This window comes from Buttiauxella massiliensis, from assembly GCF_902500225.1.
GTDB classification, from domain to species: domain Bacteria; phylum Pseudomonadota; class Gammaproteobacteria; order Enterobacterales; family Enterobacteriaceae; genus Buttiauxella; species Buttiauxella massiliensis.
Genome location: NZ_LR722649.1, coordinates 72629 through 99088 on the forward strand (window position 1 = coordinate 72629; position 26460 = coordinate 99088).

Consider the following 26460-nt stretch of genomic DNA (forward strand, 5'->3'; position numbering starts at 1 on the left):
AACTCAATTATTCTGGTAGATATCCTTATAGAGACGACTTTCAAAGCGCACTAATGGGATACGACGGTTACGTTGATCGGCAGGCTCAACAGCATAGCCTGACAAATATTGCACAAAGGCCATGCGCTGGCCGCTGGCAGTGGTGATAAATCCTGCAAGGTTATATACACCTTGCAGTGAGCCTGTCTTAGCCGAAACTTTGCCGTCAACACCCGCCTGATGTAGGCCAGCACGATACTGCAGCGAGCCGTCATAACCGGCCAACGGTAACATTGAGATAAAGTTAAGCTCAGTGTCATTCTGGGCGATGTATTGCAACACCTGCATCATGGTGGCGGGTGAAATCAGATTATGTCGAGACAACCCCGAACCATCTACCACGATACTATTACCTAAATCGACACCCGCTTTTTGTCGCAGGATTTGTCGTACTGCGTCAGCACCTGAACGCCAGGTCCCTGGGACGCCAAAACGGTTATGGCCGATGGTTCGAAAAACAGTATCGGCGATCATGTTGTCTGATTTCTTCAGCATTACCTTTAGCAAATCGTGCAGTGGTGCAGATTGCTTGCTGGCAATTACCGTTCCTGGGGTATTGGATTGCGTCTGACGCAATAAGGTCCCGCTGTAGCTTATCCCGGCCTCTTTCAGTTCGGCTTTCAAAATCGCGCCTGCGTAACTGGCTCCATCCTGTATTGCGAAGGCTAGCGGGAGGGGGTCTGCACGTTGTGTCATGCAGCCGGTAAGCGTAAAGCGATTCAGGTCGCCTGGCACCACATCCAGTTCACAATATTGTGCATCTGGTGAGCCTTTGGCGAGAGTTCTAACCTGGCTGAACATAACCACAGGATAGTAGGAAGCGATGCGGATGAAGGCTAAATCTTCAGCTTTTGGGGCACTATAGAGCGAAACAGAAAAACAGTTTCGGTCGACAATTGCAGCAGCAGGCGGGGCGCTAAAACACTGAGTCATATCATTCCACGGCCAGCCAGGCGCTTTGTCATGACTGGCGAATATGGATGTGTCGATCAGTACATTACCCTGAATTTGCTGTACGCCTGATTTTTTCAGGACAGCGACCATATTGCGAATATCCTGACGTTTTAGCGTAGGATCGCCACCAAATCGGGCAATAAGGTCACCTTGTAATACACCGTTACTGACTTGTGCATTACTTTCAAGCGTGGTGTTAAACCTGAAATCTGGGCCCAATTGTAATAATGCTGCCAGAGCCGTGATGACTTTTTGGGTACTTGCGGGCAGCGCCATCTGTTGACTGTGATAATCAATCAATGGGGCCGGCGCACCAATTTTTTGCACCATCAAAGCCAGGTTCGCGCCAGCGGGGAGCTGGGAAGTAAAGTCTTCAACGTTGGCGGCCTGGACGGTAAACACCACAGCGCTGGTCAATCCAATGACAAATCTAAAAAATCGCATAATCTCGCGGTAACAACCTGGAAACGTATCGTCATACTACGGTGCATCGCAGTGCAAAGTAAACGATGACCCTTAGTGAACTCCAGGGTAAAATACAGGTCAATTTGGAAACCGTTCCTGACCTGGTGCTTTGCTCCGGGTCAGTTTTATTTTGCTTAGTGCCAGGGGTTTGGCTTATTTAAAGCAAACCAGGCTCTGGATTCAGGAATGCCGTTTGGTAATTCTGAACAGGAAAGTTTTGAAGAGGTATAACAATGCAACCTATTCCGATGACCCTACGTGGCGCAGAAAGATTACGTGAAGAGCTGGATTTCCTGAAGTCTGTGCGTCGCCCACAAATTATTGCCGCAATTGCTGATGCTCGCGAACATGGCGATCTGAAAGAAAACGCTGAGTACCATGCCGCACGTGAGCAACAGGGTTTTTGTGAAGGCCGTATCCAGGATATCGAAGCGAAGCTGTCTAACGCTCAGATTATCGATATCACCAAAATGCCAAACAATGGCCGTGTCATTTTTGGCGCGAGCGTTACGGTTTTGAATCTGGATAACGACGAAGAGCAGACTTATCGCATTGTTGGTGATGATGAAGCTGATTTTAAACAGAATCTTATTTCAGTGAACTCACCGATTGCTCGTGGCCTTGTGGGCAAAGAGCAGGAGGATGTTGTTGTTATCCGCACGCCGGGCGGTGATGTTGAGTTCGAAATACTAAAAGTGGAATATTTATAATATCTGCTACGCTTTTTTATAGCGTGGCGTATTGTAAAGAAAGGAAAAAGGCCGCACCGCGGCCTTTTATCAACTAACAGAGCGTGGCATTTTGCACACTCTCTGCTTATTTTGGCAGAGAGATTTTGCGCTCTTTAGACGCGCGATAGAGCACCAGCGTTTTACCGATAACCTGTACGTTACAGGCGCCGGTTTCACGCACGATGGCATCCACGATCAAGGTTTTAGTTTCGCGATCTTCCGTTGCGATTTTCACCTTGATTAACTCATGATGTTCAAGCGCTTGTTCAATCTCGGCCAGTACCCCTTCGGTCAAACCGTTATTGCCAAGCATAACTACTGGCTTGAGCGGATGAGCAAGACCTTTCAGGTGCTGTTTTTGTTTAGTACTCAGATTCATCGTATTTTTTGCTTACGTTGGGATTGAAAACGGTTCATTCTACCGCCATATCTCCCGTATCGCCAATCGGCTGTGCTGATAACTCTTACAGCCTGCTATTCACGATGAACAAAGTTGGAATTTGAGATGACAGGTAAAAAGCGTTCTGCCAGCTCTAGTCGCTGGCTGCAGGAACACTTTAGCGATAAATATGTAATTCAGGCGCAGAAAAAAGGGTTACGTTCCCGAGCCTGGTTTAAACTTGATGAAATACAGCAAAGTGACAAACTTTTTAAGCCAGGAATGACTATTGTTGATCTTGGTGCTGCTCCCGGAGGCTGGTCACAGTATGTGGTGACTCAAATCGGGAATCAGGGGCGAATCATTGCTTGCGATCTTTTACCAATGGATCCTATCGTTGGTGTTGATTTCCTTCAGGGTGACTTTCGTGATGAATTAGTCGTGAAAGCTCTGTTGGATCGTGTTGGTGACAGTAAAGTTCAGGTTGTCATGTCAGATATGGCTCCAAATATGAGCGGGACACCGGCAGTTGATATTCCTCGGTCTATGTATTTAGTAGAGCTGGCACTGGAAATGTGTCGTGATGTTCTTGCACCGGGTGGTAGTTTTTTAGTGAAAGTGTTTCAGGGCGAAGGTTTCGATGAGTATTTGCGGGAAATTCGCTCCCTGTTTACGACAGTTAAAGTTCGTAAACCGGACTCTTCTCGTGCCCGCTCACGTGAAGTGTACATTGTAGCGACTGGGCGAAAAGTATAGTCCCCTGACGCTGTTTGTTAACACAGTTGTAATATGAGGTTAATCCCTTGAGTGACATGGCGAAAAACCTAATACTCTGGCTGGTCATCGCGGTTGTGCTGATGTCTGTGTTCCAGAGCTTTGGGCCCAGCGAGTCAAACGGCCGTAGGGTGGATTACTCCACTTTCCTGTCTGAAGTAAATCAAGACCAGGTTCGCGAAGCGAGTATCAATGGACGTGAAATCAAAGTTACCAAGAAAGATAGTAACCGATACACGACTTACATCCCCGTTAACGATCCTAAGCTGCTTGATAACCTGCTGACCAAAAATGTGAAAGTAGTAGGCGAACCGCCTGAAGAGCCAAGCTTGCTGGCTTCTATTTTCATCTCCTGGTTCCCAATGCTATTGCTGATAGGGGTCTGGATATTCTTTATGCGCCAAATGCAGGGCGGCGGTGGCAAAGGTGCCATGTCGTTCGGTAAGAGCAAGGCGCGTATGCTCACCGAAGACCAAATTAAGACCACTTTTGCTGACGTTGCGGGTTGTGACGAAGCAAAAGAAGAGGTTGCTGAATTGGTTGAGTACCTTCGTGAGCCAAGCCGCTTCCAGAAACTGGGCGGTAAAATCCCGAAAGGTGTGCTGATGGTTGGCCCTCCGGGTACCGGTAAAACCTTGCTGGCGAAAGCCATTGCAGGCGAAGCGAAAGTACCGTTCTTTACCATTTCCGGTTCTGACTTTGTTGAAATGTTCGTGGGCGTGGGTGCATCTCGTGTTCGTGATATGTTTGAACAAGCTAAGAAAGCGGCACCATGCATCATCTTCATCGATGAAATCGACGCCGTAGGCCGTCAGCGTGGCGCGGGTCTTGGTGGTGGTCACGATGAGCGTGAACAGACACTGAACCAGATGCTGGTTGAAATGGATGGATTCGAAGGTAACGAAGGTATCATCGTTATCGCTGCGACTAACCGTCCAGACGTACTTGACCCAGCGTTGCTGCGTCCAGGCCGTTTTGACCGTCAGGTTGTTGTTGGCCTGCCAGACGTGCGTGGCCGTGAGCAAATCCTGAAGGTGCATAGCCGCCGTGTGCCACTGGCTCCAGATGTCGATCCAGCAATCATTGCACGTGGTACTCCAGGCTTCTCCGGTGCAGATCTTGCAAACCTGGTGAACGAAGCTGCTCTGTTTGCTGCCCGTGGCAACAAGCGTGTGGTTTCCATGGTTGAATTCGAAAAAGCGAAAGACAAAATTATGATGGGTGCGGAACGTCGCTCCATGGTGATGACTGAAGCGCAAAAAGAATCCACCGCATACCACGAAGCGGGTCACGCAATTATTGGTCGCCTGGTTCCAGAGCATGATCCTGTGCATAAAGTAACTATCATTCCGCGCGGTCGTGCGCTGGGTGTGACGTTCTTCCTGCCAGAAGGTGATGCAATCAGTGCCAGCCGTCAGAAACTGGAAAGCCAGATTTCTACGCTGTACGGTGGTCGTCTTGCTGAAGAAATTATTTACGGTGCTGAGCATGTTTCTACCGGTGCGTCTAACGACATCAAAGTAGCAACATCTATCGCTCGTAACATGGTCACCCAATGGGGCTTCTCTGAGAAACTCGGTCCGTTGCTATATGCGGAAGAGGACGGTGAAGTGTTCCTGGGCCGCTCCGTGGCGAAAGCGAAACATATGTCCGATGAAACTGCACGTATCATCGATCAGGAAGTGAAGCTGTTGATTGAACGTAATTACGCTCGTGCTCGTCAGCTACTGAATGAAAATATGGATATTCTTCACACCATGAAAGACGCACTGATGAAGTATGAAACCATCGATGCGCCACAGATTGATGATCTGATGAATCGTCGTGATGTGCGTCCGCCAGCGGGCTGGGAAGAATCAAATAACGGCAACAACAATTCTGATAACAATGGTACACCACAAGCACCGCGTCCGGTCGACGAACCGCGTACGCCAAATCCTGGTAATACTATGTCAGAGCAGTTGGGCGATAAATAATTCGTCTCTGCCGGATATTACTGCAGTAATCTATAAAACCCTGGGCTTGTCCCGGGGTTTTTGTTTTTGTCTTAACCGAAGTCTATGCAGGGAATTTTGATGAAACTCACCGCTCAGGGCACTACGCTCGATCTTTCTCATCCTCATATCATGGGGATATTGAACGTCACACCAGACTCTTTTTCCGATGGTGGAAAGCACAATTCGTTAGTGGAAGCCTTAAAACACGCTAACGCGATGATCAATGCGGGCGCGACGATTATTGATATTGGTGGTGAGTCGACACGTCCGGGGGCGGCGGAAGTGAGTGTTGAGGAAGAGTTGTCCCGCGTGATCCCTGTGGTCGAAGCTATCGCCCAACGCTTCGAAGTGTGGATTTCTGTTGATACGTCCAAACCTGAAGTCATTCGTGAATCGGCACGGGTTGGGGCTCATATCATCAACGATATTCGCTCATTGCAGGAACCAGGGGCGCTTGAAGCAGCCGCTGAAACTGGTTTGCCCGTTTGCCTGATGCACATGCAGGGCGAACCTAAGAATATGCAGCAGGCTCCGCGTTACGATGATGTTTTTGCAGATGTGAATCGCTTTTTTATCGACCAAATAGCCCGCTGTGAAGCGGCAGGCATCGCAAAAGAAAAATTGTTGCTCGACCCGGGCTTCGGTTTCGGTAAAAATCTGACCCACAATTACCAACTTTTGGCCCGACTTTCCGAATTCCATCACTTTGGCTTACCGCTATTGGTGGGTATGTCGCGTAAATCAATGGTTGGCCAACTGCTTAATGTCGGGCCGGATCAACGCCTGAGTGGCAGTATTGCGTGTGCAGTTATTTCTGCGATGCAAGGGGCTAATATTATTCGAGTTCACGATGTAAAAGAGTCAGTCGAAGCGATGCGCGTGGTGGAAGCCACACTTTCAGCGAAGGAAAAAAAACGCTATGAGTAACCGTAAATATTTTGGCACAGATGGCATCCGCGGTCGTGTAGGCGATTCCCCGATTACCCCTGACTTTGTGCTTAAGCTCGGCTGGGCTGCGGGTAAAGTATTAGCACGCCACGGCTCGCGTAAGATTATTATCGGCAAAGATACTCGTATCTCTGGTTACATGCTGGAATCAGCTCTCGAAGCGGGCCTCGCTGCTGCGGGTTTGTCTGCTTCATTCACCGGTCCGATGCCAACACCTGCCGTTGCTTATCTGACCCGTGCATTCCGTGCTGAAGCAGGGATCGTTATCTCTGCATCGCATAACCCGTTCTATGATAACGGGATCAAATTCTTCTCAATCGACGGCACAAAACTGCCAGACGAAGTTGAAGAAGCCATTGAAGCGGAAATGGAAAAAGAGATCACCTGTGTTGATTCCGCGGAACTGGGCAAAGCCAGCCGTATTGTTGATGCGGCTGGTCGCTATATAGAATTCTGCAAAGGCACATTCCCTAATGAATTAAGCCTCAGTAGCCTCAAAATTGTTGTCGATTGCGCCAATGGAGCGACTTATCACATTGCGCCAAATGTGCTCCGTGAGCTGGGTGCTACGGTCATTACCGTGGGTTGTGAACCGAACGGCGTCAACATCAACGAAAAATGTGGTGCCACTGACGTACGTATGCTTCAGGAGCGCGTACTGGCTGAAAAAGCTGACATTGGTATTGCGCTTGATGGTGATGGTGACCGTGTCATCATGGTGGACAATCTGGGCCATAAAGTCGATGGCGACCAGATCCTCTACATCATTGCTCGTGAAGGGCTCCGTCAGGGCCAGTTGCGCGGTGGTGCCGTAGGTACACTGATGAGCAACATGGGGCTGGAGCTGGCATTGAAACAGCTCGGTATCCCGTTTGCACGTGCAAAAGTGGGCGACCGTTATGTTCTGGAAAAACTTCAGGAGAAAGGCTGGAGAATTGGTGCTGAAAACTCAGGTCATGTGATTCTGCTAGATAAGACCACCACTGGTGACGGTATCGTTGCAGGTTTGCAAGTACTTACCGCTATGGTGCGTAACCATATGAGCCTTCATGACTTGTGTAGCGGAATGAAATTATTCCCACAAGTTTTGGTTAACGTGCGCTTTACTGCGGGCAGCGGCGATCCACTTGAGCACGACACCGTGAAAAAAGTGACCGCTGAAGTTGAAGAAGCACTGGGTAACCGCGGCCGTGTCCTGCTGCGTAAATCCGGAACTGAACCTTTAATCCGCGTGATGGTAGAAGGTGAAGATGAAGCGCTGGTTATCGAGTATGCCAACCGCATCGCCGATGCCGTAAAAGCGGTTTAATTTATTACCGCTGTGTTTGTGTGAAAAGGCGGCATTTGCCGCCTGTTTTATATACAAATCCAAATGTATTGCTGTTTTTTTCTCCAGTCAGTGAAATGTGAATAAATTGCCCTTGCGCGTGACCCCGGCTTTGGTTAGTATTCTCACCCGCTTCAGTGGGTAAACTTAAACGTATCCGCTTGACTGGTTTGAAGCTTTGGTATGCGGTAATACCGCAAGGAACAGGTTGATAATATGTACGAAGCTCTTTTAGTTGTTTTCCTTATTGTAGCCTTGGGCCTTGTAGGTCTTATCATGCTGCAACAAGGTAAAGGCGCTGATATGGGAGCCTCCTTCGGAGCAGGCGCTTCCGCTACGCTGTTCGGTTCAAGTGGTTCTGGTAATTTCATGACCCGCATGACCGCTGTGTTAGCAACGCTGTTCTTTATCATCAGCCTGGTACTGGGTAACCTCAATACCAACAAAACCGATAAAGGAAGTGTGTGGGATAATTTAACTCAGCCAACAAAAACTGAGTCACAGCCAGCGGCACCTACCAAGCCGAGCAGCGATATCCCGCAGTAAGTAGTAAGCTTCAATACGGTAAGAAGTGATTACCGTGTTCAAAGTGCCGAGGTGGTGGAATTGGTAGACACGCTACCTTGAGGTGGTAGTGCCCGATTGGGCTTACGGGTTCAAGTCCCGTCCTCGGTACCAAAATATCTGCATTTCTTGCATTTTATGCAATATCGGCGTAATATTTGCCACGTTTTCGGACGCGGGGTGGAGCAGCCTGGTAGCTCGTCGGGCTCATAACCCGAAGGTCGTCAGTTCAAATCTGGCCCCCGCAACCACTTTCCCTGAGAGTTCTTTTTCAAATATACTGTGAACACCAGTTGGTGCCTCGCGAAGAATTTAGAAAAAAATTCTCCTGGATATTGTCCGAGCCGCATTCGCGGTGTACAGGGTTCAGTTATATAAAGCCTCGATTTATCGGGGTTTTTTGTTATCTGACTTTAGAATAACTGGGCTATATGCCCTTTTTTTATTTCTTGGGGGTGGGCTTGTCCACATTAGAGCAAAAATTAACAGAGATGATTTCAGCACCGGTCGAGGCGCTGGGCTATGAATTGGTAGGAATCGAATTTGTTCGAGGTCGCCAATCTACGCTGCGCATCTATATTGATAGTGAAGATGGCATCAATGTTGATGATTGTGCTGATGTCAGTCACCAGGTAAGTGCAGTTATGGATGTCGAAGACCCAATCACTGTGGCTTACAACCTGGAAGTTTCCTCACCAGGCCTTGATCGCCCAATGTTTACCGCCGAGCATTACGTCCGTTTTACCGGTGAAGAAGTAAGCATTGTATTGCGAATGGCCGTGCAAAACCGTCGTAAATGGCAGGGTATTATTAAAGCCGTAGAAGGTGAGATGATCACGGTTACGGTGGAAGGCAAAGATGAAGTGTTCGCGCTGAGCAACATCCAGAAAGCGAACCTGGTACCCCACTTTTAATAGTTTGGATTGAGGTGAAAACCCAGGATGAACAAAGAAATTTTGGCTGTTGTAGAAGCAGTTTCCAACGAAAAATCACTGCCGCGTGAGAAGATTTTCGAAGCGCTGGAAAGTGCACTGGCAACAGCGACCAAGAAAAAATACGAACAAGAGATTGATGTGCGCGTTAGCATCGATCGTAAAAGTGGTGACTTTGATACTTTCCGCCGTTGGGTCATTGTAGAAGAAGTTACTCAACCTACGCGTGAAATCACTCTTGATGCAGCTCAATTCGAAGATCCAGAGCTGAATGTTGGCGGATATGTTGAAGATCAGATTGAATCTGTAACCTTTGACCGTATCACTACTCAAACTGCAAAACAGGTTATCGTACAAAAAGTACGTGAAGCTGAACGTGCAATGGTGGTTGATCAGTTCCGCGAGCACGAAGGTGAAATCATCACCGGTGTGGTGAAGAAAGTTAACCGTGACAACATCTCTCTTGATCTCGGTAGCAACGCTGAAGCTGTAATTCTTCGCGAAGATATGCTGCCACGTGAAAACTTCCGCCCAGGTGACCGTATTCGCGGTGTGCTTTATGCTGTGCGTCCGGAAGCTCGTGGTGCTCAACTGTTTGTTAGCCGTTCCAAGCCAGAAATGCTGATCGAATTGTTCCGCATTGAAGTGCCGGAAATTGGCGAAGAAGTTATTGAAATCAAAGCCGCTGCTCGTGATCCTGGTTCTCGTGCGAAAATCGCCGTGAAAACCAACGACAAGCGTATCGACCCAGTAGGTGCTTGTGTCGGCATGCGCGGTGCGCGTGTTCAGGCAGTTTCTACTGAACTGGGCGGTGAGCGTATTGATATCGTGCTGTGGGACGATAACCCGGCACAATTCGTTATCAATGCTATGGCTCCGGCTGACGTGGCTTCCATTGTTGTTGACGAAGACAAACATACAATGGATATCGCGGTAGAGGCAGGCAATCTGGCACAAGCAATCGGTCGTAACGGACAAAACGTTCGTCTGGCTGCACAGCTGAGCGGCTGGGAACTCAACGTTATGACTGTTGATGACCTGCAAGCCAAGCATCAGGCTGAAGCACATGCTGCCATTGATACCTTTACCAAATACCTCGAGATCGACGAGGATTTTGCCACTGTATTGGTAGAAGAAGGCTTCTCCACCCTCGAAGAGTTGGCATACGTGCCGATGAAAGAGTTGCTGGAAATTGACGGCCTTGATGAAGATACAGTGGAAGCATTACGTGATCGCGCCAAAAACGCCCTCACCACACTGGCATTGGCGCAGGAAGAAAGCCTGGGCGATAACAAACCTCAAGAGGATCTGCTGAACCTCGAAGGTATGGATCGCAACCTGGCCTTTAAACTCGCTTCACGCGGTGTGAGCTCGCTGGAAGATTTGGCTGAGCAAGGTGTCGACGATCTGTCAGATATTGAAGGTTTAACCAACGAGAAAGCCGGGGAATTGATTATGGCTGCTCGCAATATCTGCTGGTTTGGCGGCGAAGCGTAATAAACTGTAGCAGGAAGGAACAGCATGACAGATGTAACCGTAAAAGCGCTGGCCGCAGAGATTCAGACCTCCGTGGACCGCCTGGTACAGCAATTTGCTGATGCAGGGATCCCTAAGGCTGCTGATGATTCCGTCTCGGCCCAGGAAAAACAGACATTACTGGCGCACCTGAATCGTGAACACGGTTCTGCGCCAGATAAGTTGACATTACAGCGCAAAACGCGCAGTACTTTAAACATTCCAGGTACCGGTGGGAAAAGTAAATCGGTACAAATCGAAGTCCGCAAGAAGCGCACCTTTGTGAAACGTGATCCGCAAGAGACAGAACGTCTTGCCGCGGAAGAACAGGCGCAGCGTGAAGCGGAAGAGCAAGCCCAACGTGAGGCGCAGGAAGCTGCCAATCGTCAGGCGCAAGAAAAAGCTAAACGTGAAGCTGAAGATAAAGCTAAGCGTGAAGCCGCTGATAAAGCGAAACGTGAAGCTGCGGAAAAAGACAAAGTGAGCAATCAACAAGACGATATGACGAAAAGCGCCCAGGCAGATAAAGCCCGTCGCGAAGCTGAAGCTGCAGAGCTTAAGCGCAAAGCTGAAGAAGAAGCCCGTCGCAAATTAGAAGAAGACGCCCGCCGTGTAGCTGAAGAGGCCCGTAAAATGGCTGAAGCTAACGCAGGTGTTTGGACGGAAGAAGAGAAAGTGGAAGACGACAAATCTGATTACCATGTAACCACTTCTCAACACGCTCGCCAGGCTGAAGACGAAAACGACCGCGAAGTTGAAGCTGGCCGTACTCGTGCTCGTACTGCGACAACTAAAGCACCACGCCAGAAGAAAGGCGGCAAACACGGCGAGTCTAAAGCTGACCGTGAAGAAGCGCGTGCTGCAGTTCGTGGTGGTAAAGGCAAGCGTAAACCAAGTTCTCTGCAGCAAGGCTTCAACAAGCCTGCGCAGGCAGTTAACCGTGACGTCGTTATCGGCGAAACAGTGACTGTTGCAGAACTGGCTAACAAAATGGCTGTTAAAGGCTCTCAGGTCATTAAAGCGATGATGAAACTGGGTGCTATGGCGACCATTAACCAGGTCATCGACCAGGAAACCGCACAGCTGGTTGCCGAAGAGATGGGCCACAAAGTTATCCTGCGTCGTGAAAACGAGCTGGAAGAAGCGCTGATGAGCGACCGTGACACTGACGCAGTTGCTGAGTCACGTGCTCCAGTTGTTACCATCATGGGTCACGTTGACCACGGTAAAACTTCCCTGCTCGACTACATTCGTTCTACTAAAGTAGCGTCTGGCGAAGCGGGTGGTATTACCCAGCACATCGGTGCATACCACGTAGAAACTGACAACGGTATGGTTACCTTCCTGGATACCCCGGGACACGCAGCGTTTACTTCTATGCGTGCTCGTGGTGCTCAGGCGACGGATATCGTTGTTCTGGTTGTTGCTGCAGACGATGGCGTAATGCCACAAACTATCGAAGCTATCCAGCACGCGAAAGCGGCGCAGGTACCGGTAGTCGTTGCGGTGAACAAAATCGATAAGCCAGAAGCTGATCCAGACCGCGTTAAGCAGGAACTGTCTCAGTACGGCATCATGCCAGAAGAGTGGGGCGGTGAAAGCCAGTTCATCCACGTATCTGCTAAAGCAGGTACCGGTATTGACGAACTGCTGGACGCAATCCTGCTGCAAGCTGAAGTTCTCGAACTGAAAGCAATGCGTGATGGTATGGCGAGCGGTGTAGTTATCGAATCCTTCCTGGATAAAGGTCGTGGCCCGGTAGCAACTGTTCTGGTTCGTGAAGGTTCCCTGAACAAAGGCGACATCGTTCTTTGTGGCTTCGAATATGGCCGTGTTCGTGCAATGCGTGACGAAATGGGTCGTGAAGTTACTGAAGCTGGTCCGTCTATTCCTGTTGAAATCCTTGGCCTGTCTGGTGTTCCGGCAGCGGGTGATGAAGTAACAGTTGTTCGTGACGAGAAAAAAGCTCGTGAAGTTGCTCTGTATCGTCAGGGTAAATTCCGCGAAGTTAAACTGGCTCGCCAGCAGAAATCTAAACTGGAAAACATGTTCGCCAACATGACCGAAGGCGAAGTGTCCGAAGTGAACGTTGTGCTGAAAGCGGACGTTCAGGGTTCTGTTGAAGCGATCAGCGATTCCCTGCTGAAACTGTCTACCGATGAAGTTAAAGTTAAAATCATCGGTTCCGGTGTTGGTGGTATCACTGAGACTGACGCAACGCTTGCTGCAGCTTCTAACGCTATTCTGGTTGGCTTCAACGTTCGTGCTGATGCCTCTGCACGCCGCGTTATCGAGTCAGAAAGCCTGGATCTGCGTTACTACTCCGTCATCTACCATTTGATTGACGAAGTTAAAGCAGCAATGAGCGGCATGCTGTCTCCGGAACTGAAACAACAGATCCTCGGCCTGGCCGAAGTTCGCGACGTGTTCAAATCACCGAAATTTGGCGCAATCGCAGGTTGTATGGTTACCGAAGGTGTGGTCAAACGTCACAACCCAATCCGTGTTCTGCGCGACAACGTTGTTATCTATGAAGGCGAGCTGGAATCCCTGCGCCGCTTCAAAGATGACGCTAACGAAGTTCGTAATGGTATGGAATGTGGTATCGGCGTGAAGAACTACAACGATGTGCGTGTTGGTGATGTGATCGAAGTATTCGAAATCATCGAAATCCAACGTACCATCGCCTGATATCAGCCGGGTACATAGCTAATATCTTTAGGGGGCCGAGCGCCCCCTGATTTTATGGAGAATTTATTATGGCGAAAGAATTTGGTCGCCCACAGCGTGTTTCCCAGGAATTGCAGAAAGAGATCGCAATCATCCTGCAGCGCGAAATTAAAGACCCGCGTCTGGGCATGATGACCACCGTTTCTGGTGTCGAAGTGTCACGCGATCTGGCTTATGCCAAAGTGTTTGTAACCTTCCTGAACGATAAAGACGAACAAGCAGTGAAAGAAGGCATTAAGGTTTTACAGGATGCTTCTGGCTACATTCGTTCTTTGCTGGGCAAAGCAATGCGCCTGCGTATCGTGCCTGAACTGACTTTCTTCTACGATAACTCGTTGGTTGAAGGTATGCGCATGTCGAATCTGGTATCTAACGTCATCAGAAACGATGATGAGCGCCGTGTAAACGATACGGATGACAGCAAGGAGGATTAATGAGTCGTCCTCGTCGTCGTGGTCGTGATATCCACGGAGTACTGTTGTTAGATAAACCTCAGGGTTTATCTTCGAACGATGCATTGCAGAAAGTGAAGCGTATTTATAACGCTAACCGTGCCGGCCATACCGGAGCGCTTGACCCACTTGCAACTGGCATGCTGCCGATTTGCCTCGGTGAAGCGACAAAGTTCTCGCGTTATCTGCTCGACTCCGATAAGCGTTACCGTGTTATTGCCCGCCTTGGGCAGCGCACTGATACTTCTGATGCTGATGGCACAATCGTTCAGGAGCGTCCAGTAACCTTTACCGAGCAAGAGTTGGCGCAAGCACTAGATAGCTTTCGTGGTGAAACACAGCAAGTTCCATCGATGTACTCCGCACTGAAATATCAAGGCAAGCCGCTTTATGAGTATGCGCGCCAGGGTATCGAAGTGCCGCGTGAAGCACGGTCTATCACGGTTTACGAACTACTGTTTATTCGCCATGAAGGCAATGAACTTGAGTTGGAAATTCACTGTTCTAAGGGAACATACATCCGAACTATCACTGATGATTTAGGTGAAAAACTCGGTTGTGGTGCTCATGTGACTTTCCTGCGCCGTCTTGCGGTGAGCAAGTATCCTGTTGAACGCATGGTGACACTTGAGCAATTGCATGCATTGCTTGAGCAAGCACAAGCGCAAGAAATTGAGCCATCGGTGCTGTTAGATCCATTATTGATGCCAATGGATAGTCCGGCTTCAGACTTCCCAATCGTGAATTTATTACCTGCTGTTGCGGGTTACTTCAAGAATGGGCAGCCAGTGCAAGTGGCGGGTAGCCCGGCAGAAGGGCTAGTCCGCGTCACCGAAGGTGATGAAGGCAAATTTATCGGCATGGCTGAAATTGATGATGATGGACGCGTAGCGCCTCGTCGTCTGGTTGTTGAGTATCCGCTCTGACACCTGGAGTTGCCTTGCGATAAGAGGTGGCTACAGGTAAAATGGCGCGGCTTAACTTTCATACCTTTGTTTAACATTGTTGTGAAAGTGCACTGGGGTTGCTGAATTAGAGATCGGCACTCTATCTTTTTATCTATAATTTTGGAGTTTAAAATGTCTCTAAGCGTTGAAGCTAAAGCAAAAATCGTTTCCGAGTTTGGTCGTGGTTCTAACGACAGCGGTTCTACCGAAGTTCAGGTTGCACTGCTGACTGCTCAGATCAACCACCTGCAGGGTCACTTCTCTGAGCACAAAAAAGATCACCACAGCCGTCGTGGTCTGCTGCGTATGGTTTCTCAGCGTCGTAAACTGCTCGACTACCTGAAGCGTAAAGATGTAGCACGTTACACCAGCCTGATCGAGCGTCTGGGTCTGCGTCGCTAAGTCTTGCGAGTTTCAGAAAAAGGGGCCTTTTAAGGCCCCTTTTTTCAACCAGATGGCAGCAATTCTATGGAAACTAATGTATTGTTGCAGTGTATGATCTTTGTTGCAGAGGTTCGCGCGGCTAATGAGAGGCTTTATCCGCAAGGGTGGGTTAGGGTTGTCATTAGTCGCGAGGATGCGATAAAGATCGGGTTAAATGGAGCAAGTGCAATCACCTGCTACCAAAGATTATTAAGGATATTATTTTGCTAACTCCGATTGTCCGTAAATTTCAATACGGTCAGCATACGGTCACAATAGAGACCGGTATGATGGCTCGCCAGGCTACCGCAGCAGTAATGGTAAGCATGGACGACACCGCTGTATTCGTGACCGTAGTCGGTCAGAAAAAAGCGAAAGCAGGCCAGGACTTCTTCCCACTGACTGTTAACTATCAGGAGCGTACTTACGCTGCTGGTCGCATCCCAGGTAGCTTCTTCCGTCGTGAAGGCCGTCCAAGCGAAGGCGAAACACTGATCGCGCGTCTGATTGACCGCCCAGTGCGTCCGCTGTTCCCGGAAGGTTTCGTGAACGAAGTTCAGGTTATCGCGACCGTTGTTTCCGTGAACCCACAAGTTCACCCAGACATCGTTGCAATGATCGGCGCATCTGCCGCTCTGAGCCTGTCTGGTATTCCATTCAACGGCCCAATTGGCTCTGCACGTGTTGGTTATATCAATGACCAGTATGTTCTGAACCCAACTGCTGACGAACTGAAAACCAGCAAGCTGGATCTGGTTGTTGCCGGTACCGAAGGTGCTGTGCTGATGGTTGAATCCGAAGCTGAACTGCTGAGCGAAGACCAGATGCTGGGCGCGGTAGTATTTGGCCACGAACAACAGCAAGTTGTTATTCAGAACATCAACTCTCTGGTTGCTGAAGCTGGCAAACCACGTTGGGACTGGCAGCCAGAAGCCGCTAACGAAGCGCTGAATGCGCGCGTTGCTGCACTTGCTGAATCCCGTCTGAGCGATGCTTACCGTATTACTGATAAGCAAGAGCGTTACGCACAAGTCGACATCATCAAATCTGACGTTATCGCTGCACTCTCAGCTGAAGACGATTCAATTGATGCTGGCGAAGTAAGCGACATCCTGCATGCTATCGAGAAAAATGTTGTTCGTAGCCGTATTTTGGCTGGTGAACTGCGTATCGATGGTCGCGAAAAAGACATGATCCGTGGTCTGGATGTGCGTACTGGCGTTCTGCCACGTACTCACGGTTCTGCACTGTTCACCCGTGGTGAAACTCAGGCGCTGGTTACAGCAACTCTGGGTACCGCACGTGACGCACAGAACCTGGATGAGTTGATGGGCGAACGTACCGACAACTTCCTGTTCCACTACAACTTCCCTCCGTACTCCGTAGGCGAAACCGGCATGGTCGGTTCTCCTAAGCGTCGTGAGATTGGTCATGGTCGTCTGGCTAAGCGTGGCGTACTGGCTGTTATGCCAGAAGCTGACCGCTTCCCGTACACCGTACGTGTAGTGTCTGAAATCACTGAATCTAACGGTTCTTCTTCCATGGCTTCCGTATGTGGTGCTTCTCTGGCACTGATGGATGCAGGCGTGCCAATCAAAGCCGCTGTAGCCGGTATTGCGATGGGTCTGGTTAAAGAAGGCGAGAACTTTGTTGTTCTGTCTGACATCCTTGGTGACGAAGATCACCTGGGTGACATGGACTTTAAAGTTGCTGGTAGCCGTGAAGGTATCTCTGCACTGCAGATGGATATCAAAATCGAAGGTATTACCCGCGAAATCATGCAGGTGGCTCTGAACCAGGCTAAAGGTGCGCGTCTGCATATCCTTGGCGTGATGGAACAGGCTATCAACGCTCCGCGTGGCGATATCTCTCAGTTCGCTCCACGTATTCACACAATCAAAATCAACCCAGACAAGATCAAAGACGTGATCGGTAAGGGTGGTTCTGTGATTCGTGCGCTGACTGAAGAAACCGGTACAACTATCGAAATCGAAGATGACGGCACCGTGAAAATCGCGGCGACCGATGGCGAGAAAGCGAAGTTTGCTATTCGTCGTATCGAAGAGATCACTGCTGAAATCGAAGTCGGCCGTATCTACCAGGGTAAAGTTACTCGTATCGTAGATTTCGGTGCATTCGTTGCTATCGGCGGCGGCAAAGAAGGTCTGGTGCACATTTCTCAAATCGCTGACAAGCGCGTAGAGAAAGTGACTGACTACCTGCAGATGGGTCAAGAAGTTCCAGTTAAAGTACTGGAAGTTGACCGCCAGGGCCGTGTTCGTCTTAGCATCAAAGAAGCAACTGAGCAGTCCCCAGCGGAAAGCGCAGCACCAGCTGCACCAGAAGCTGAGTAAGCTATACCGATTAAGCTCTCCATGGCGACATGGAGAGCTATTTATTACGGGGCAGGGAGTCTCGTTTTAGAGCCGGCGGACAGGACGTCATCCATATGTTGTCTTCGGGAGTGGGAAATGAAGCCTTTTTTGCGCTGGTGTTTCGTTGCGACAGCTCTCGCGCTGGCAGGATGCAGCAACTCCTCCTGGCGTGAACGTGAAGTCCTGGCGGTGCCATTGCAGCCGACTTTGCAGCAAGAAGTCATTCTTGCACGCATGGAACAGATACTTGCCAGCCGGGCTTTAACCGATGATGAGCGCGCGCAGCTTTTATATGAGCGCGGAGTGTTGTATGATAGCCTTGGCTTGCGGGCTCTAGCGCGAAATGATTTTTCACAAGCGTTGGCAATCCGCCCCGATATGCCTGAAGTATTCAATTACTTAGGTATATATTTAACGCAGGCAGGCAATTTTGATGCTGCCTATGAAGCGTTTGATTCTGTACTTGAGCTTGATCCAACTTACAACTATGCGCATTTAAATCGCGGTATCGCCCTCTACTACGGTGGTCGTTATCGTTTAGCGCAAGATGATCTGCTAGCGTTTTATCAAGACGATCCCAATGATCCTTTCCGTAGTCTGTGGCTCTACATTGCTGAAAGCAATTTAGATGCAAAGCAGGCTAAAGTGGCGTTACAACAGCGCCTCGATAAATCGGACAAAGAACAATGGGGATGGAACATTGTCGAGTTCTACCTGGGGAACATTAACGAAAAAACGTTAATGGAACGCCTCGAGGCGGACGCAACGGATAACACCTCGCTCGCTGAGCATCTCAGTGAAACCAACTTCTATTTAGGTAAGTACTACCTAAGTCTGGGGGAAAAGGACAGCGCCACGGCACTGTTCAAGTTAGCGGTCGCTAACAACGTACACAACTACGTTGAGCATCGTTATGCATTGTTGGAATTAGCGCTCTTGGGCCAGGAGCAAGATGACCTGGCAGAATCGGACCAGCAATAGCTGACGAACATCGATCAGCCCATAAACTTTTTAATTAAAGTCATCACCTTAACGGGTGAGGGCGTTTTTGTTCGTTAATCAACCAAATTTGAGCCGGTTCACACTTTTCAATGAAAATTGCAGGTCAATTTCACGATGAGTTATGTAGACTGGCCGCCATCTACGAGGCACGTGTACTACATGACTGACATCATCGAGACTACTACTATCGAAACTACTTTTTCTGATCTGGGTCTTAACGACTCCATCCTTAAAGCCCTGAACGATCTGGGTTACGAAAAACCATCTCCAATCCAGGCAGAGTGTATCCCACAGCTGCTTGCTGGCCGCGATGTACTGGGTATGGCCCAGACGGGTAGCGGCAAAACTGCAGCGTTCTCTTTACCGCTGCTGCACAACCTTGATCCAGAGCTGAAAGCACCACAAATTCTGGTGCTGGCACCGACCCGCGAACTGGCGGTTCAGGTTGCTGAAGCCATGACGGATTTCTCTAAACATATGCACGGCGTAAACGTTGTAGCCCTTTACGGTGGCCAGCGTTATGACGTGCAACTGCGCGCCCTGCGTCAGGGACCACAAATTGTTGTTGGTACCCCAGGTCGTCTGCTTGACCACTTAAAACGCGGTACGCTGAACCTGTCCAGCCTGAAAGGTCTGGTACTGGACGAAGCTGACGAAATGTTGCGTATGGGCTTCATCGAAGACGTTGAAACCATCATGGCTCAGATTCCAGAAGGTCATCAGACCGCTCTGTTCTCTGCAACTATGCCAGAAGCAATTCGTCGTATTACCCGTCGCTTCATGAAAGATCCGCAGGAAGTTCGCATCCAGTCTAGCGTTACTACTCGCCCGGACATCAGCCAGAGCTACTGGACTGTGCACGGCATGCGTAAGAACGAAGCGCTGGTACGTTTCCTTGAGTCTGAAGATTTTGATGCGGCGATCATCTTCGTTCGTACCAAAAACGCAACTCTGGAAGTAGCAGAAGCACTGGAGCAAAGCGGCTACAACAGTGCTGCACTGAACGGTGACATGAACCAGGCGCTGCGTGAGCAAACTCTGGAACGTCTGAAAGACGGTCGTCTGGATATCCTGATTGCAACCGACGTTGCAGCTCGTGGCCTGGACGTTGAGCGTATCAGCCTGGTTGTTAACTACGACATCCCAATGGATTCTGAGTCTTACGTTCACCGTATCGGCCGTACAGGTCGTGCAGGTCGTGCTGGTCGTGCTCTGCTGTTCGTTGAGAACCGTGAGCGTCGTCTGCTGCGTAACATCGAACGCACCATGAAGCTGACTATTCCTGAAGTTGAACTGCCAAACCGTGATCTGCTGAGTGAGCGTCGTCTGGCTAAGTTTGCAGCTAAAGTTCAGCAGCAACTGGAAAGCAGCGATCTGGATCTGTACCGTGGCCTGCTGGCGAAAATCCAACCTTCTGCTGAATCAGAAGAAGCGCTGGATATGGAAACACTGGCTGCAGCACTGCTGAAAATGGCACAGGGCGAACGTCCTCTGATCCTGCCACCAGATGCACCAATGCGTCCACGTCGTGAATTCCGTGAACGCGATGAGCGTTTCGAACGTTCAGACCGTGCTCCACGTGGCGATCGTCCAGATCGTGCACCACGCGGTGACCGTCCAGAGCGTTCAGATCGTCCACAGCGTGATGGCGATGCACCACGTCGCGAACGTCGTGATGTTGGCGATATGGAACTGTACCGTATTGAAGTTGGTCGTGATGATGGTGTTGAAGTTCGTCATATCGTTGGCGCTATCGCTAACGAAGGTGATATCAGCAGCCGTTACATCGGTAACATTAAGCTGTTCGGTACTCACTCTACTATCGAACTGCCAAAAGGCATGCCGGGCGAAATCCTGCAGCACTTTACCCGTACTCGTATTCTGAATAAACCAATGAATATGCAGTTGATGGGCGATGCACAACCTCGTACTGACCGTGGCGGCGAACGTCGTGGCGGCGGTGCTGGTGCAGGTGCTGGCCGTAGCTTCGGTGGCGGTGGTGAGCGTCGTGAAGGCGGTCGCGGTCCACGTCGCGATGGCCCTGCAGGTGCTGGTGCACCACGTAGCTTCAGCGGCGAACGTCGTGAAGGCGGTCGTGGCCCACGTCGTGAAGACGGTGCAGCTCCTGCTCGTCGTCGTACCACAGAAGCATAATCACAGAAGTTTATGCCTGCTGTTTACCAGCAGGCAGTGATAAAAATCCTGGTTAATGCAACCGGGATTTTTTTTATCCAAATTGTACTCATGTACTGGTACAATGTAGCGCAGTAAGCCTGTCGCTTCGACAGTCGTTCATTGTCTCAGGAATTCGTATGGCAACTTTAGCAACCACCCACGCCTCGCCGTCTATTTTCGGTGGGGTAATGATTATTGGCGGCACTATTATTGGTGCAGGAATGTTCTCTCTGCCGGTGGTGATGTCTGGGGCGTGGTTCTTCTGGTCTATTGCAGCGTTATTAGTGACCTGGTTTTGTATGCTGCATTCCGGATTGATGATTCTGGAAGCGAACCTCAACTACCGCGTAGGCTCAAGTTTTGACACCGTAACCAAAGATTTGCTGGGCAAGGGTTGGAACCTGATCAATGGCCTTTCCATTGCATTTGTACTCTACATCCTGACCTACGCCTACATTTCGGCAAGCGGCTCGGTGATTCACCACACGCTTGGCAAAATGTCTGTCGATTTTCCCGCAAGGTTCGCCGGGTTGATATTTGCCTTTGTTGTCGCTTTTATTGTTTGGCTCAGCACCCGTGCAGTCAGTCGCATGACGACCATCGTGCTTGGCGCAAAAATTCTGACTTTCTTTATGACGTTTGGCGGCCTGATGTGGCATGTCGAACCCGCAACGCTGCTGGATAGCAAAGCAGTTAACCCAAGCTATTTGCCCTATCTCTTTATGACGTTGCCATTTTGCCTCGCCTCATTTGGCTATCACGGCAATGTGCCGAGCCTGATGAAGTATTACGGCAAAGATCCACAGACTATTAAGCGTTGCCTTGTCTGGGGAACGCTGATGGCGTTGGTGCTGTACATCATTTGGTTGGTGGGCAGTATGGGAAATATTCCGCGCAGTGATTTTATTGCCATTGCCGACAAAGGCGGAAATATTGATGTGCTGGTCGGTGCATTGAGTGGCGTACTGAAAAGTCGCGCGTTGGATTTGCTGCTGATCGTTTTCTCCAACTTCGCCGTTGCCAGCTCCTTCCTGGGCGTGACCCTGGGCTTATTCGATTATCTGGCCGATCTGTTTAAATTTGACGACTCACCTGTAGGTCGCTTGAAAACCGCGTTAGTGACTTTCATCCCGCCAATGTTAGGGGGTGTTATCTGGCCTGATGGGTTTATCTACGCGATTGGATTTGCGGGACTTGCAGCGACTATCTGGGCGGCAATTGTTCCAGCTCTTCTGGCAAAAGCTTCTCGCAAGAAATTCGGCAGCCCGATTTACCGGGTATGGGGTGGGAATAAAATGATTGTGCTGATTCTTATCTTCGGTGTGACTAACGCCGCCATCCATATCCTTTCAAGTTTCGATTTACTGCCGGTTTATCACTAAAATTTCGCCCCTCAAGCGAGGGGCGGAAACCTTACAGGCTCTCGTACACATCCATCGCCAGATCAAAAGAATGCAGGCGAGCTTGGGTATCAAAAATCTGGCCATTAACCATAATTTCATCAGCCTGCGTTTCACGCAGCAATGAGATCAGACCGTGGCGTACTTTCGCAATATCTCCCACCAGAGACATGCTCAATGCCTGCTGCACGCCATATTTCTCTGCCGGGCTCCAGAAGCTATCCATGTTTTCAATCGGCGGTGGCAACTGGCCCGTTTCACCACGACGTAATTTAGCGAAAGCTTGCTGCATCGAAGTAAACAGGAATTCGGCATCGCGGTTGCTGTCGGCGGCAATAATATTGATGCACACCATCGCATACGGTTTTTCCAGGCGGGCAGACGGTTTGAACTGGGCACGATAAAGTTGCAGCGCCTGGAACAACATATCGGGTGCAAAGTGCGAAGCAAAGGCAAACGGCAACCCGAGTTGCGCTGCCAGTTGGGCGCTATACAGGCTTGAACCCAGAAGCCAGACAGGAATTTTAGTGTTGTAGCCAGGAACCGGGCGCACTGCCGGGTTTGGGTCGGTAGCATCAAACCATGACACCAGTTCACCGACATCGCGGGGGAAGTTGTCGATATCGCCACTCATATGGCGGCGCAATGCCATCATGGTGCGCTGGTCGCTTCCCGGCGCGCGGCCTAACCCTAAATCAATACGCCCAGGATAAAGCGTTTCCAGCGTACCAAACTGTTCGGCAATCACTAACGGTGAATGGTTCGGCAACATTACGCCACCGGAACCGAGACGCAACGTTTCGGTATTCGCCGCCAGATAGCCAATCAACACGGATGTCGCGGCACTGGCGATACCGGTCATATTGTGGTGCTCTGCCAGCCAGTAGCGGTGATAGCCCCGCTTTTCCGCCAGTCGCGCTAAATCTAAAGATCGATGGAAAGCATCGCGAGGCTGAGAGCCTTGAGGGATTGGGGCGAGATCGAGTAGTGAAAAAGGAGTTTGAGACATAACGGCTCACTCTGTTTATTGATGATTGTCTTTCAGTATTGCCGAAAACCATCAACAATTAAGTAACAAAGTGAGCCTTTTCTCAGCTCTGAGTAACCAACTCTAAGCCAGCAACGCGTCGCCAGTAGCCATTACAATCGTTTTGCTGTGCCAGAGATAACGGCGCATTGCCATTCTCATTTTTGCGGAAGGCTTCCAGAACGCGGAGTGTTTCCATACCCATCGGTGATAAACGCACCATATCGACTAAGCCTTTCATCGACGCCAGTTCATTTCCGAGGTTGTACACATAGCCGCTCATGGTCTGAATGCCATTAAGCACAAACACTTGCTGATTCTCCTGAGACAACATGTTGCGGCCGACAGGGTATTTAATGCAGCAGGTTTCGCATTCATCTTTTGGCTTGTCTTCGGAACGCGCGGTGAAGCAGCGTGCGGAATAAGCCAAAGGCAAATGACCATAGCTGAGCACTTCGACTTCAAACTTATTGCGAATACCCAACTCATCACACTGAGTGAGCATGTTTGCCAACCAGTCACGCGAAAGCTCAACCGGCATACACCAACGAACCATGCCTTGTTTGTGCAGCAAGCGTAACGTGACCGCGTTATAGCAGTTGAGCGCGTGGCCTGCGACAAACGGCAGTTTGCGTTCTGCCGCCATATTCACAGCACCGAGGTCATTGGCTTCAATCAGGAAATCACCATTCTCGACGTAGCGTTTGAGCTCGTTTAATTCAGACGGTGCCTGAACCAGCGCCAAAGTCGAAAGCACAACTTGCTTGCCCTGGCCTGCAAGGCTCTTCGCCATATCCAGCCAGTCGCCGGTTTTGGTCGCGCGACGTTTGCTACATACCGATTCACCAAGATAAATCGTTTCGGCACTACTGCTTGCCGCAGCCTGGTAAAATTTTTCCAACGTCTCTTTTGGCCAGTAGTAAAGCACTGGCCCTAATGAATATTTCATGGTCATCCCTACTGCCATTTACGGTGATAGGCACCGAGAGTGGTTTGCGTGCCTTCGGCCATCGCTCCCAGATCTTCCATCCACGCAGGTTTCGCACGGTAGTTTTCCGGATCAGCCATACACAGATCGATTGCCTGACGCCAGACTTTCGCGACCTGGCTGACATAGGCCGGGCTACGCTGGCGGCCTTCGATTTTCACCGACGCAATATTCGCGGCTAATAATTCAGGCAGCAGTTCAAGTGTGTTCAGGCTGGTTGGCTCTTCAAGCGCGTGATATTTCTGATCGTCAACCAGATAGCGACCTTTACACAGCGTTGGATAACCTGCGTTTTCACCATCCTGATACCTGTCGATAAGTACATCATTGAGGCGTGATTCAAGGCCTTGCGGAGTTTGCTGCCAACGCACAAAGCGCGCAGGGGAACAGGCCCCCACTGTGTTAGGCGACTCACCGGTCAGGTAGGAGGAAAGATAGCAACGCCCTTCGGCCATAATGCACAGGCTACCAAAAGCAAAAACCTCTAGCGGTACAGGGGTCACGCGAGCCAGCTGTTTTACCTGATGAATGGATAACACGCGTGGTAAAACAACGCGCGCAACGTCGAAGTTGCGATGATAAAAGCGGACTGCTTCTTCATTGGTGGCGGAGGCTTGTACCGATACGTGGCGCTCAATATGCGGATAACGCTCAGCCGCGTATTCAAGCATGGCGAGGTCGGCCAGAATTAAAGCGTCGGCTCCGAGTTGCGCTGCCATATCTACTGCACGTTGCCAGCGCACGTAGCCGTCCGGATGCGCAAACGTATTGATAGCGATATGCAGTTTACGGCGATGCTGATGCACGTAACTTACCGCTTCTTGCAGTTTCTTCTCCGTGAAATTCAGTCCAGCAAAATGGCGGGCGTTGGTATCATCTTTAAGACCAATGTAAACCGCATCGGCACCATTATCGATGGCCGCTTTCAACGCCGGTAAGTTTCCAGCTGGGCAAAGCAACTCCATAATTTATCCTGAATCATTGGGTAACCTGAGAGGAAACCCATGCGGCCCAGTATCGGACAGCAAAATTGTTAACGAACTGGGATTTTAGTTAACCCGACCGCGACAAATTTTGATTTAAGGCAGCTAATGGCGTATTGATGAAATCAATATGATGGTATTGATAACCCGCAAACTTGTTGATTTACACCGCTACGGAGAATGGCTGGTGTGGCAAAATGGTGGTTAAATTTCTCAAGGAGTAAAGCTTGTGTTGGATAAATTGCGTTCACGCCTGGTCCATCTTGGCCCGTCACTGTTAAGAACACCGGTTAAACTGACGCCCTTTGCTCTAAAGCGCCAGGTGCTTGAACAGGTTCTTGGCTGGCAGTTCCGTCAGGCAATGGAAGAAGGTGAACTCGAATTTCTTGAGGGACGCTGGTTAAGTATTGAAGTGCGTGATCTCGGTCTAAAATGGTTTACTTCGGTACAAGATAATAAACTGGTTGTGCGTGAAGATGCTCCGGCTGATGTGAGTTTCAGTGCGACAGCCAACGATTTGTTGATGATCGCTGCGCGTAAACAAGATCCCGATACCCTGTTTTTCCAACGCCGCCTGATGATTGAAGGTGACACTGAACTGGGTCTGTATGTCAAAAATTTAATGGATGCCATTGAGCTGGATGCGATGCCAAAACCACTACGCATGCTGCTACTGCAACTGGCTGATTTTGTCGAAGCGGGAATGAAACACAAACCTGCTCCAGAAAGTAACTCGGTAGGTGAGCCATGCTAATTCGTGTAGAAATACCTATTGATGCTCCTGGCATCGATGCATTACTTCGTCGTTCTTTTAACGGCAATGGCGAAGCTGATTTAGTGAAGGATTTACGAGAAGACGGCCTGTTAACTCTGGGTGTGGTTGCCACAGATGACGAAGGTCAGGTCGTTGGTTATGCCGCATTCAGTCCGGTTGCGGTAGAAGGTGAAGAACTTCAGTGGGTTGGTCTGGCACCACTGGCTGTAGACGAAGCTTATCGCGGCCAGGGGCTGGCGAAAAAACTGGTTTACGAAGGACTCGATTCACTCAATGAATTTGGTTATGCCGCCGTTGTGACATTGGGCGAACCTGCGCTATATAGCCGCTTTGGTTTTGTTCCGGCAGCGCAACACGGTTTACGTTGTGCCTGGCCTGATACCGAAGCCTATTTTCTGATTCATCCACTGGCCGATGATGCGCTCAATGGCGTTTCGGGACTGGTGGAATATCACGAACATTTCAATCGAGAGTTTTAATCCCCTTCATCTTTCGTATCACAGCGGTGTTGGCTGCGTTCATGCACCCCAGTCACTTACTTGAGTAAGCTCCTGGGGA

At 49.8% G+C, this 26460-nt stretch carries 24 protein-coding genes and 2 tRNA genes; 21 read left to right on the forward strand and 5 right to left on the reverse strand.

What is annotated here, in order from left to right; genetic code table 11:
• Window positions 1-3: 3 nt before the first annotated feature.
• Window positions 4-1437, reverse strand: coding sequence for a serine-type D-Ala-D-Ala carboxypeptidase (gene dacB, locus GC128_RS02655; protein WP_151992989.1), 1434 nt, complete (start codon window positions 1435-1437; stop codon window positions 4-6).
• A gap of 254 nt (window positions 1438-1691) precedes the next feature.
• Here dacB and greA point away from each other — a divergent pair, with 254 nt between their 5' ends.
• A complete protein-coding gene (gene greA, locus GC128_RS02660) occupies window positions 1692-2168 on the forward strand; it encodes a transcription elongation factor GreA (protein WP_034459707.1) in 477 nt (158 codons plus the stop codon).
• A 106-nt stretch (window positions 2169-2274) separates the two neighbouring features.
• On the opposite strand, the gene yhbY is transcribed toward greA, so the two are convergent.
• Complete coding sequence (gene yhbY / locus GC128_RS02665) at window positions 2275-2568, reverse strand: ribosome assembly RNA-binding protein YhbY (protein WP_064514066.1); 294 nt, start codon at window positions 2566-2568, stop codon at window positions 2275-2277.
• Window positions 2569-2694: 126 nt separating this feature from the next.
• Between yhbY and rlmE the strand changes: the two genes are divergently transcribed.
• The 18 genes from rlmE (at window position 2695) to mtr (ending at window position 22111) form a co-directional block, all read left to right on the forward strand.
• Window positions 2695-3324 carry a 23S rRNA (uridine(2552)-2'-O)-methyltransferase RlmE gene (gene rlmE / locus GC128_RS02670; protein ID WP_064514064.1) on the forward strand — a complete coding sequence of 210 codons (630 nt, stop codon included), beginning with the start codon at window positions 2695-2697 and terminating at the stop codon, window positions 3322-3324.
• Between the two features lie 56 nt (window positions 3325-3380).
• Window positions 3381-5318 (forward strand): ATP-dependent zinc metalloprotease FtsH, encoded by a 1938-nt coding sequence (gene ftsH, locus GC128_RS02675; RefSeq protein WP_151992990.1) that lies wholly within the window; start codon window positions 3381-3383, stop codon window positions 5316-5318.
• Window positions 5319-5417: 99 nt separating this feature from the next.
• A complete protein-coding gene (folP, locus tag GC128_RS02680; protein WP_151992991.1) occupies window positions 5418-6266 on the forward strand; it encodes a dihydropteroate synthase in 849 nt (282 codons plus the stop codon).
• The gene (gene glmM / locus GC128_RS02685; RefSeq protein ID WP_034459694.1) at window positions 6259-7596 is read left to right on the forward strand and encodes a phosphoglucosamine mutase; all 1338 of its coding nucleotides are present in this window, start codon (window positions 6259-6261) and stop codon (window positions 7594-7596) included. Before folP ends, glmM begins: the two co-directional genes overlap by 8 nt.
• A 234-nt stretch (window positions 7597-7830) precedes the next feature.
• Window positions 7831-8160 carry a preprotein translocase subunit SecG gene (gene secG, locus GC128_RS02690; RefSeq protein WP_034459692.1) on the forward strand — a complete coding sequence of 110 codons (330 nt, stop codon included), beginning with the start codon at window positions 7831-7833 and terminating at the stop codon, window positions 8158-8160.
• 45 nt (window positions 8161-8205) lie between these two features.
• Window positions 8206-8292 (forward strand) — tRNA-Leu (locus GC128_RS02695).
• Window positions 8293-8352: 60 nt separating this feature from the next.
• A tRNA-Met gene (locus GC128_RS02700) sits at window positions 8353-8429 on the forward strand.
• A 210-nt stretch (window positions 8430-8639) separates the two neighbouring features.
• Window positions 8640-9092, forward strand: a complete 453-nt coding sequence (rimP, locus tag GC128_RS02705; RefSeq protein ID WP_151992992.1) for a ribosome maturation factor RimP — start codon at window positions 8640-8642, stop codon at window positions 9090-9092.
• 27 nt (window positions 9093-9119) lie between these two features.
• Window positions 9120-10607 (forward strand): transcription termination factor NusA, encoded by a 1488-nt coding sequence (nusA, locus tag GC128_RS02710; RefSeq protein WP_064555429.1) that lies wholly within the window; start codon window positions 9120-9122, stop codon window positions 10605-10607.
• Between the two features lie 24 nt (window positions 10608-10631).
• Window positions 10632-13316 (forward strand): translation initiation factor IF-2, encoded by a 2685-nt coding sequence (gene infB / locus GC128_RS02715; RefSeq protein ID WP_151992993.1) that lies wholly within the window; start codon window positions 10632-10634, stop codon window positions 13314-13316.
• Between the two features lie 68 nt (window positions 13317-13384).
• The gene (gene rbfA / locus GC128_RS02720) at window positions 13385-13789 is read left to right on the forward strand and encodes a 30S ribosome-binding factor RbfA (protein ID WP_034459684.1); all 405 of its coding nucleotides are present in this window, start codon (window positions 13385-13387) and stop codon (window positions 13787-13789) included.
• Window positions 13789-14733, forward strand: coding sequence for a tRNA pseudouridine(55) synthase TruB (gene truB, locus GC128_RS02725; protein WP_151992994.1), 945 nt, complete (start codon window positions 13789-13791; stop codon window positions 14731-14733). The genes rbfA and truB overlap by 1 nt, the downstream gene beginning before the upstream one ends.
• Before the next feature lie 153 nt (window positions 14734-14886).
• Entirely contained in the window at window positions 14887-15156 is a 270-nt protein-coding gene (rpsO, locus tag GC128_RS02730) for a 30S ribosomal protein S15 (protein ID WP_064514052.1), read from the forward strand.
• 245 nt (window positions 15157-15401) lie between these two features.
• Window positions 15402-17531, forward strand: coding sequence for a polyribonucleotide nucleotidyltransferase (pnp, locus tag GC128_RS02735; RefSeq protein WP_151992995.1), 2130 nt, complete (start codon window positions 15402-15404; stop codon window positions 17529-17531).
• A gap of 117 nt (window positions 17532-17648) precedes the next feature.
• The gene (nlpI, locus tag GC128_RS02740) at window positions 17649-18533 is read left to right on the forward strand and encodes a lipoprotein NlpI (RefSeq protein WP_064514048.1); all 885 of its coding nucleotides are present in this window, start codon (window positions 17649-17651) and stop codon (window positions 18531-18533) included.
• 110 nt (window positions 18534-18643) lie between these two features.
• A complete protein-coding gene (yrbN, locus tag GC128_RS02745; protein WP_110510645.1) occupies window positions 18644-18721 on the forward strand; it encodes a protein YrbN in 78 nt (25 codons plus the stop codon).
• Window positions 18714-20708, forward strand: coding sequence for a DEAD/DEAH family ATP-dependent RNA helicase (locus GC128_RS02750; protein WP_151992996.1), 1995 nt, complete (start codon window positions 18714-18716; stop codon window positions 20706-20708). Before yrbN ends, GC128_RS02750 begins: the two co-directional genes overlap by 8 nt.
• 158 nt (window positions 20709-20866) lie before the next feature.
• Window positions 20867-22111, forward strand: a complete 1245-nt coding sequence (gene mtr / locus GC128_RS02755) for a tryptophan permease (RefSeq protein WP_151992997.1) — start codon at window positions 20867-20869, stop codon at window positions 22109-22111.
• Between the two features lie 31 nt (window positions 22112-22142).
• On the opposite strand, the gene GC128_RS02760 is transcribed toward mtr, so the two are convergent.
• From GC128_RS02760 to ubiU, 3 genes are all read right to left on the reverse strand, one after another.
• Window positions 22143-23138 carry a luciferase-like monooxygenase gene (locus GC128_RS02760; RefSeq protein WP_151992998.1) on the reverse strand — a complete coding sequence of 332 codons (996 nt, stop codon included), beginning with the start codon at window positions 23136-23138 and terminating at the stop codon, window positions 22143-22145.
• A gap of 82 nt (window positions 23139-23220) precedes the next feature.
• On the reverse strand, window positions 23221-24105 hold the full coding sequence (locus GC128_RS02765; protein WP_151992999.1) for a U32 family peptidase: 885 nt from the start codon (window positions 24103-24105) through the stop codon (window positions 23221-23223).
• Window positions 24106-24113: 8 nt separating this feature from the next.
• A complete protein-coding gene (ubiU, locus tag GC128_RS02770) occupies window positions 24114-25109 on the reverse strand; it encodes a ubiquinone anaerobic biosynthesis protein UbiU (RefSeq protein WP_034459665.1) in 996 nt (331 codons plus the stop codon).
• A 247-nt stretch (window positions 25110-25356) separates the two neighbouring features.
• Between ubiU and ubiT the strand changes: the two genes are divergently transcribed.
• Complete coding sequence (gene ubiT / locus GC128_RS02775) at window positions 25357-25881, forward strand: ubiquinone anaerobic biosynthesis accessory factor UbiT (protein ID WP_034459662.1); 525 nt, start codon at window positions 25357-25359, stop codon at window positions 25879-25881.
• Window positions 25875-26381, forward strand: a complete 507-nt coding sequence (locus GC128_RS02780; protein WP_151993000.1) for a GNAT family N-acetyltransferase — start codon at window positions 25875-25877, stop codon at window positions 26379-26381. Before ubiT ends, GC128_RS02780 begins: the two co-directional genes overlap by 7 nt.
• Window positions 26382-26460 lie beyond the last annotated feature (79 nt).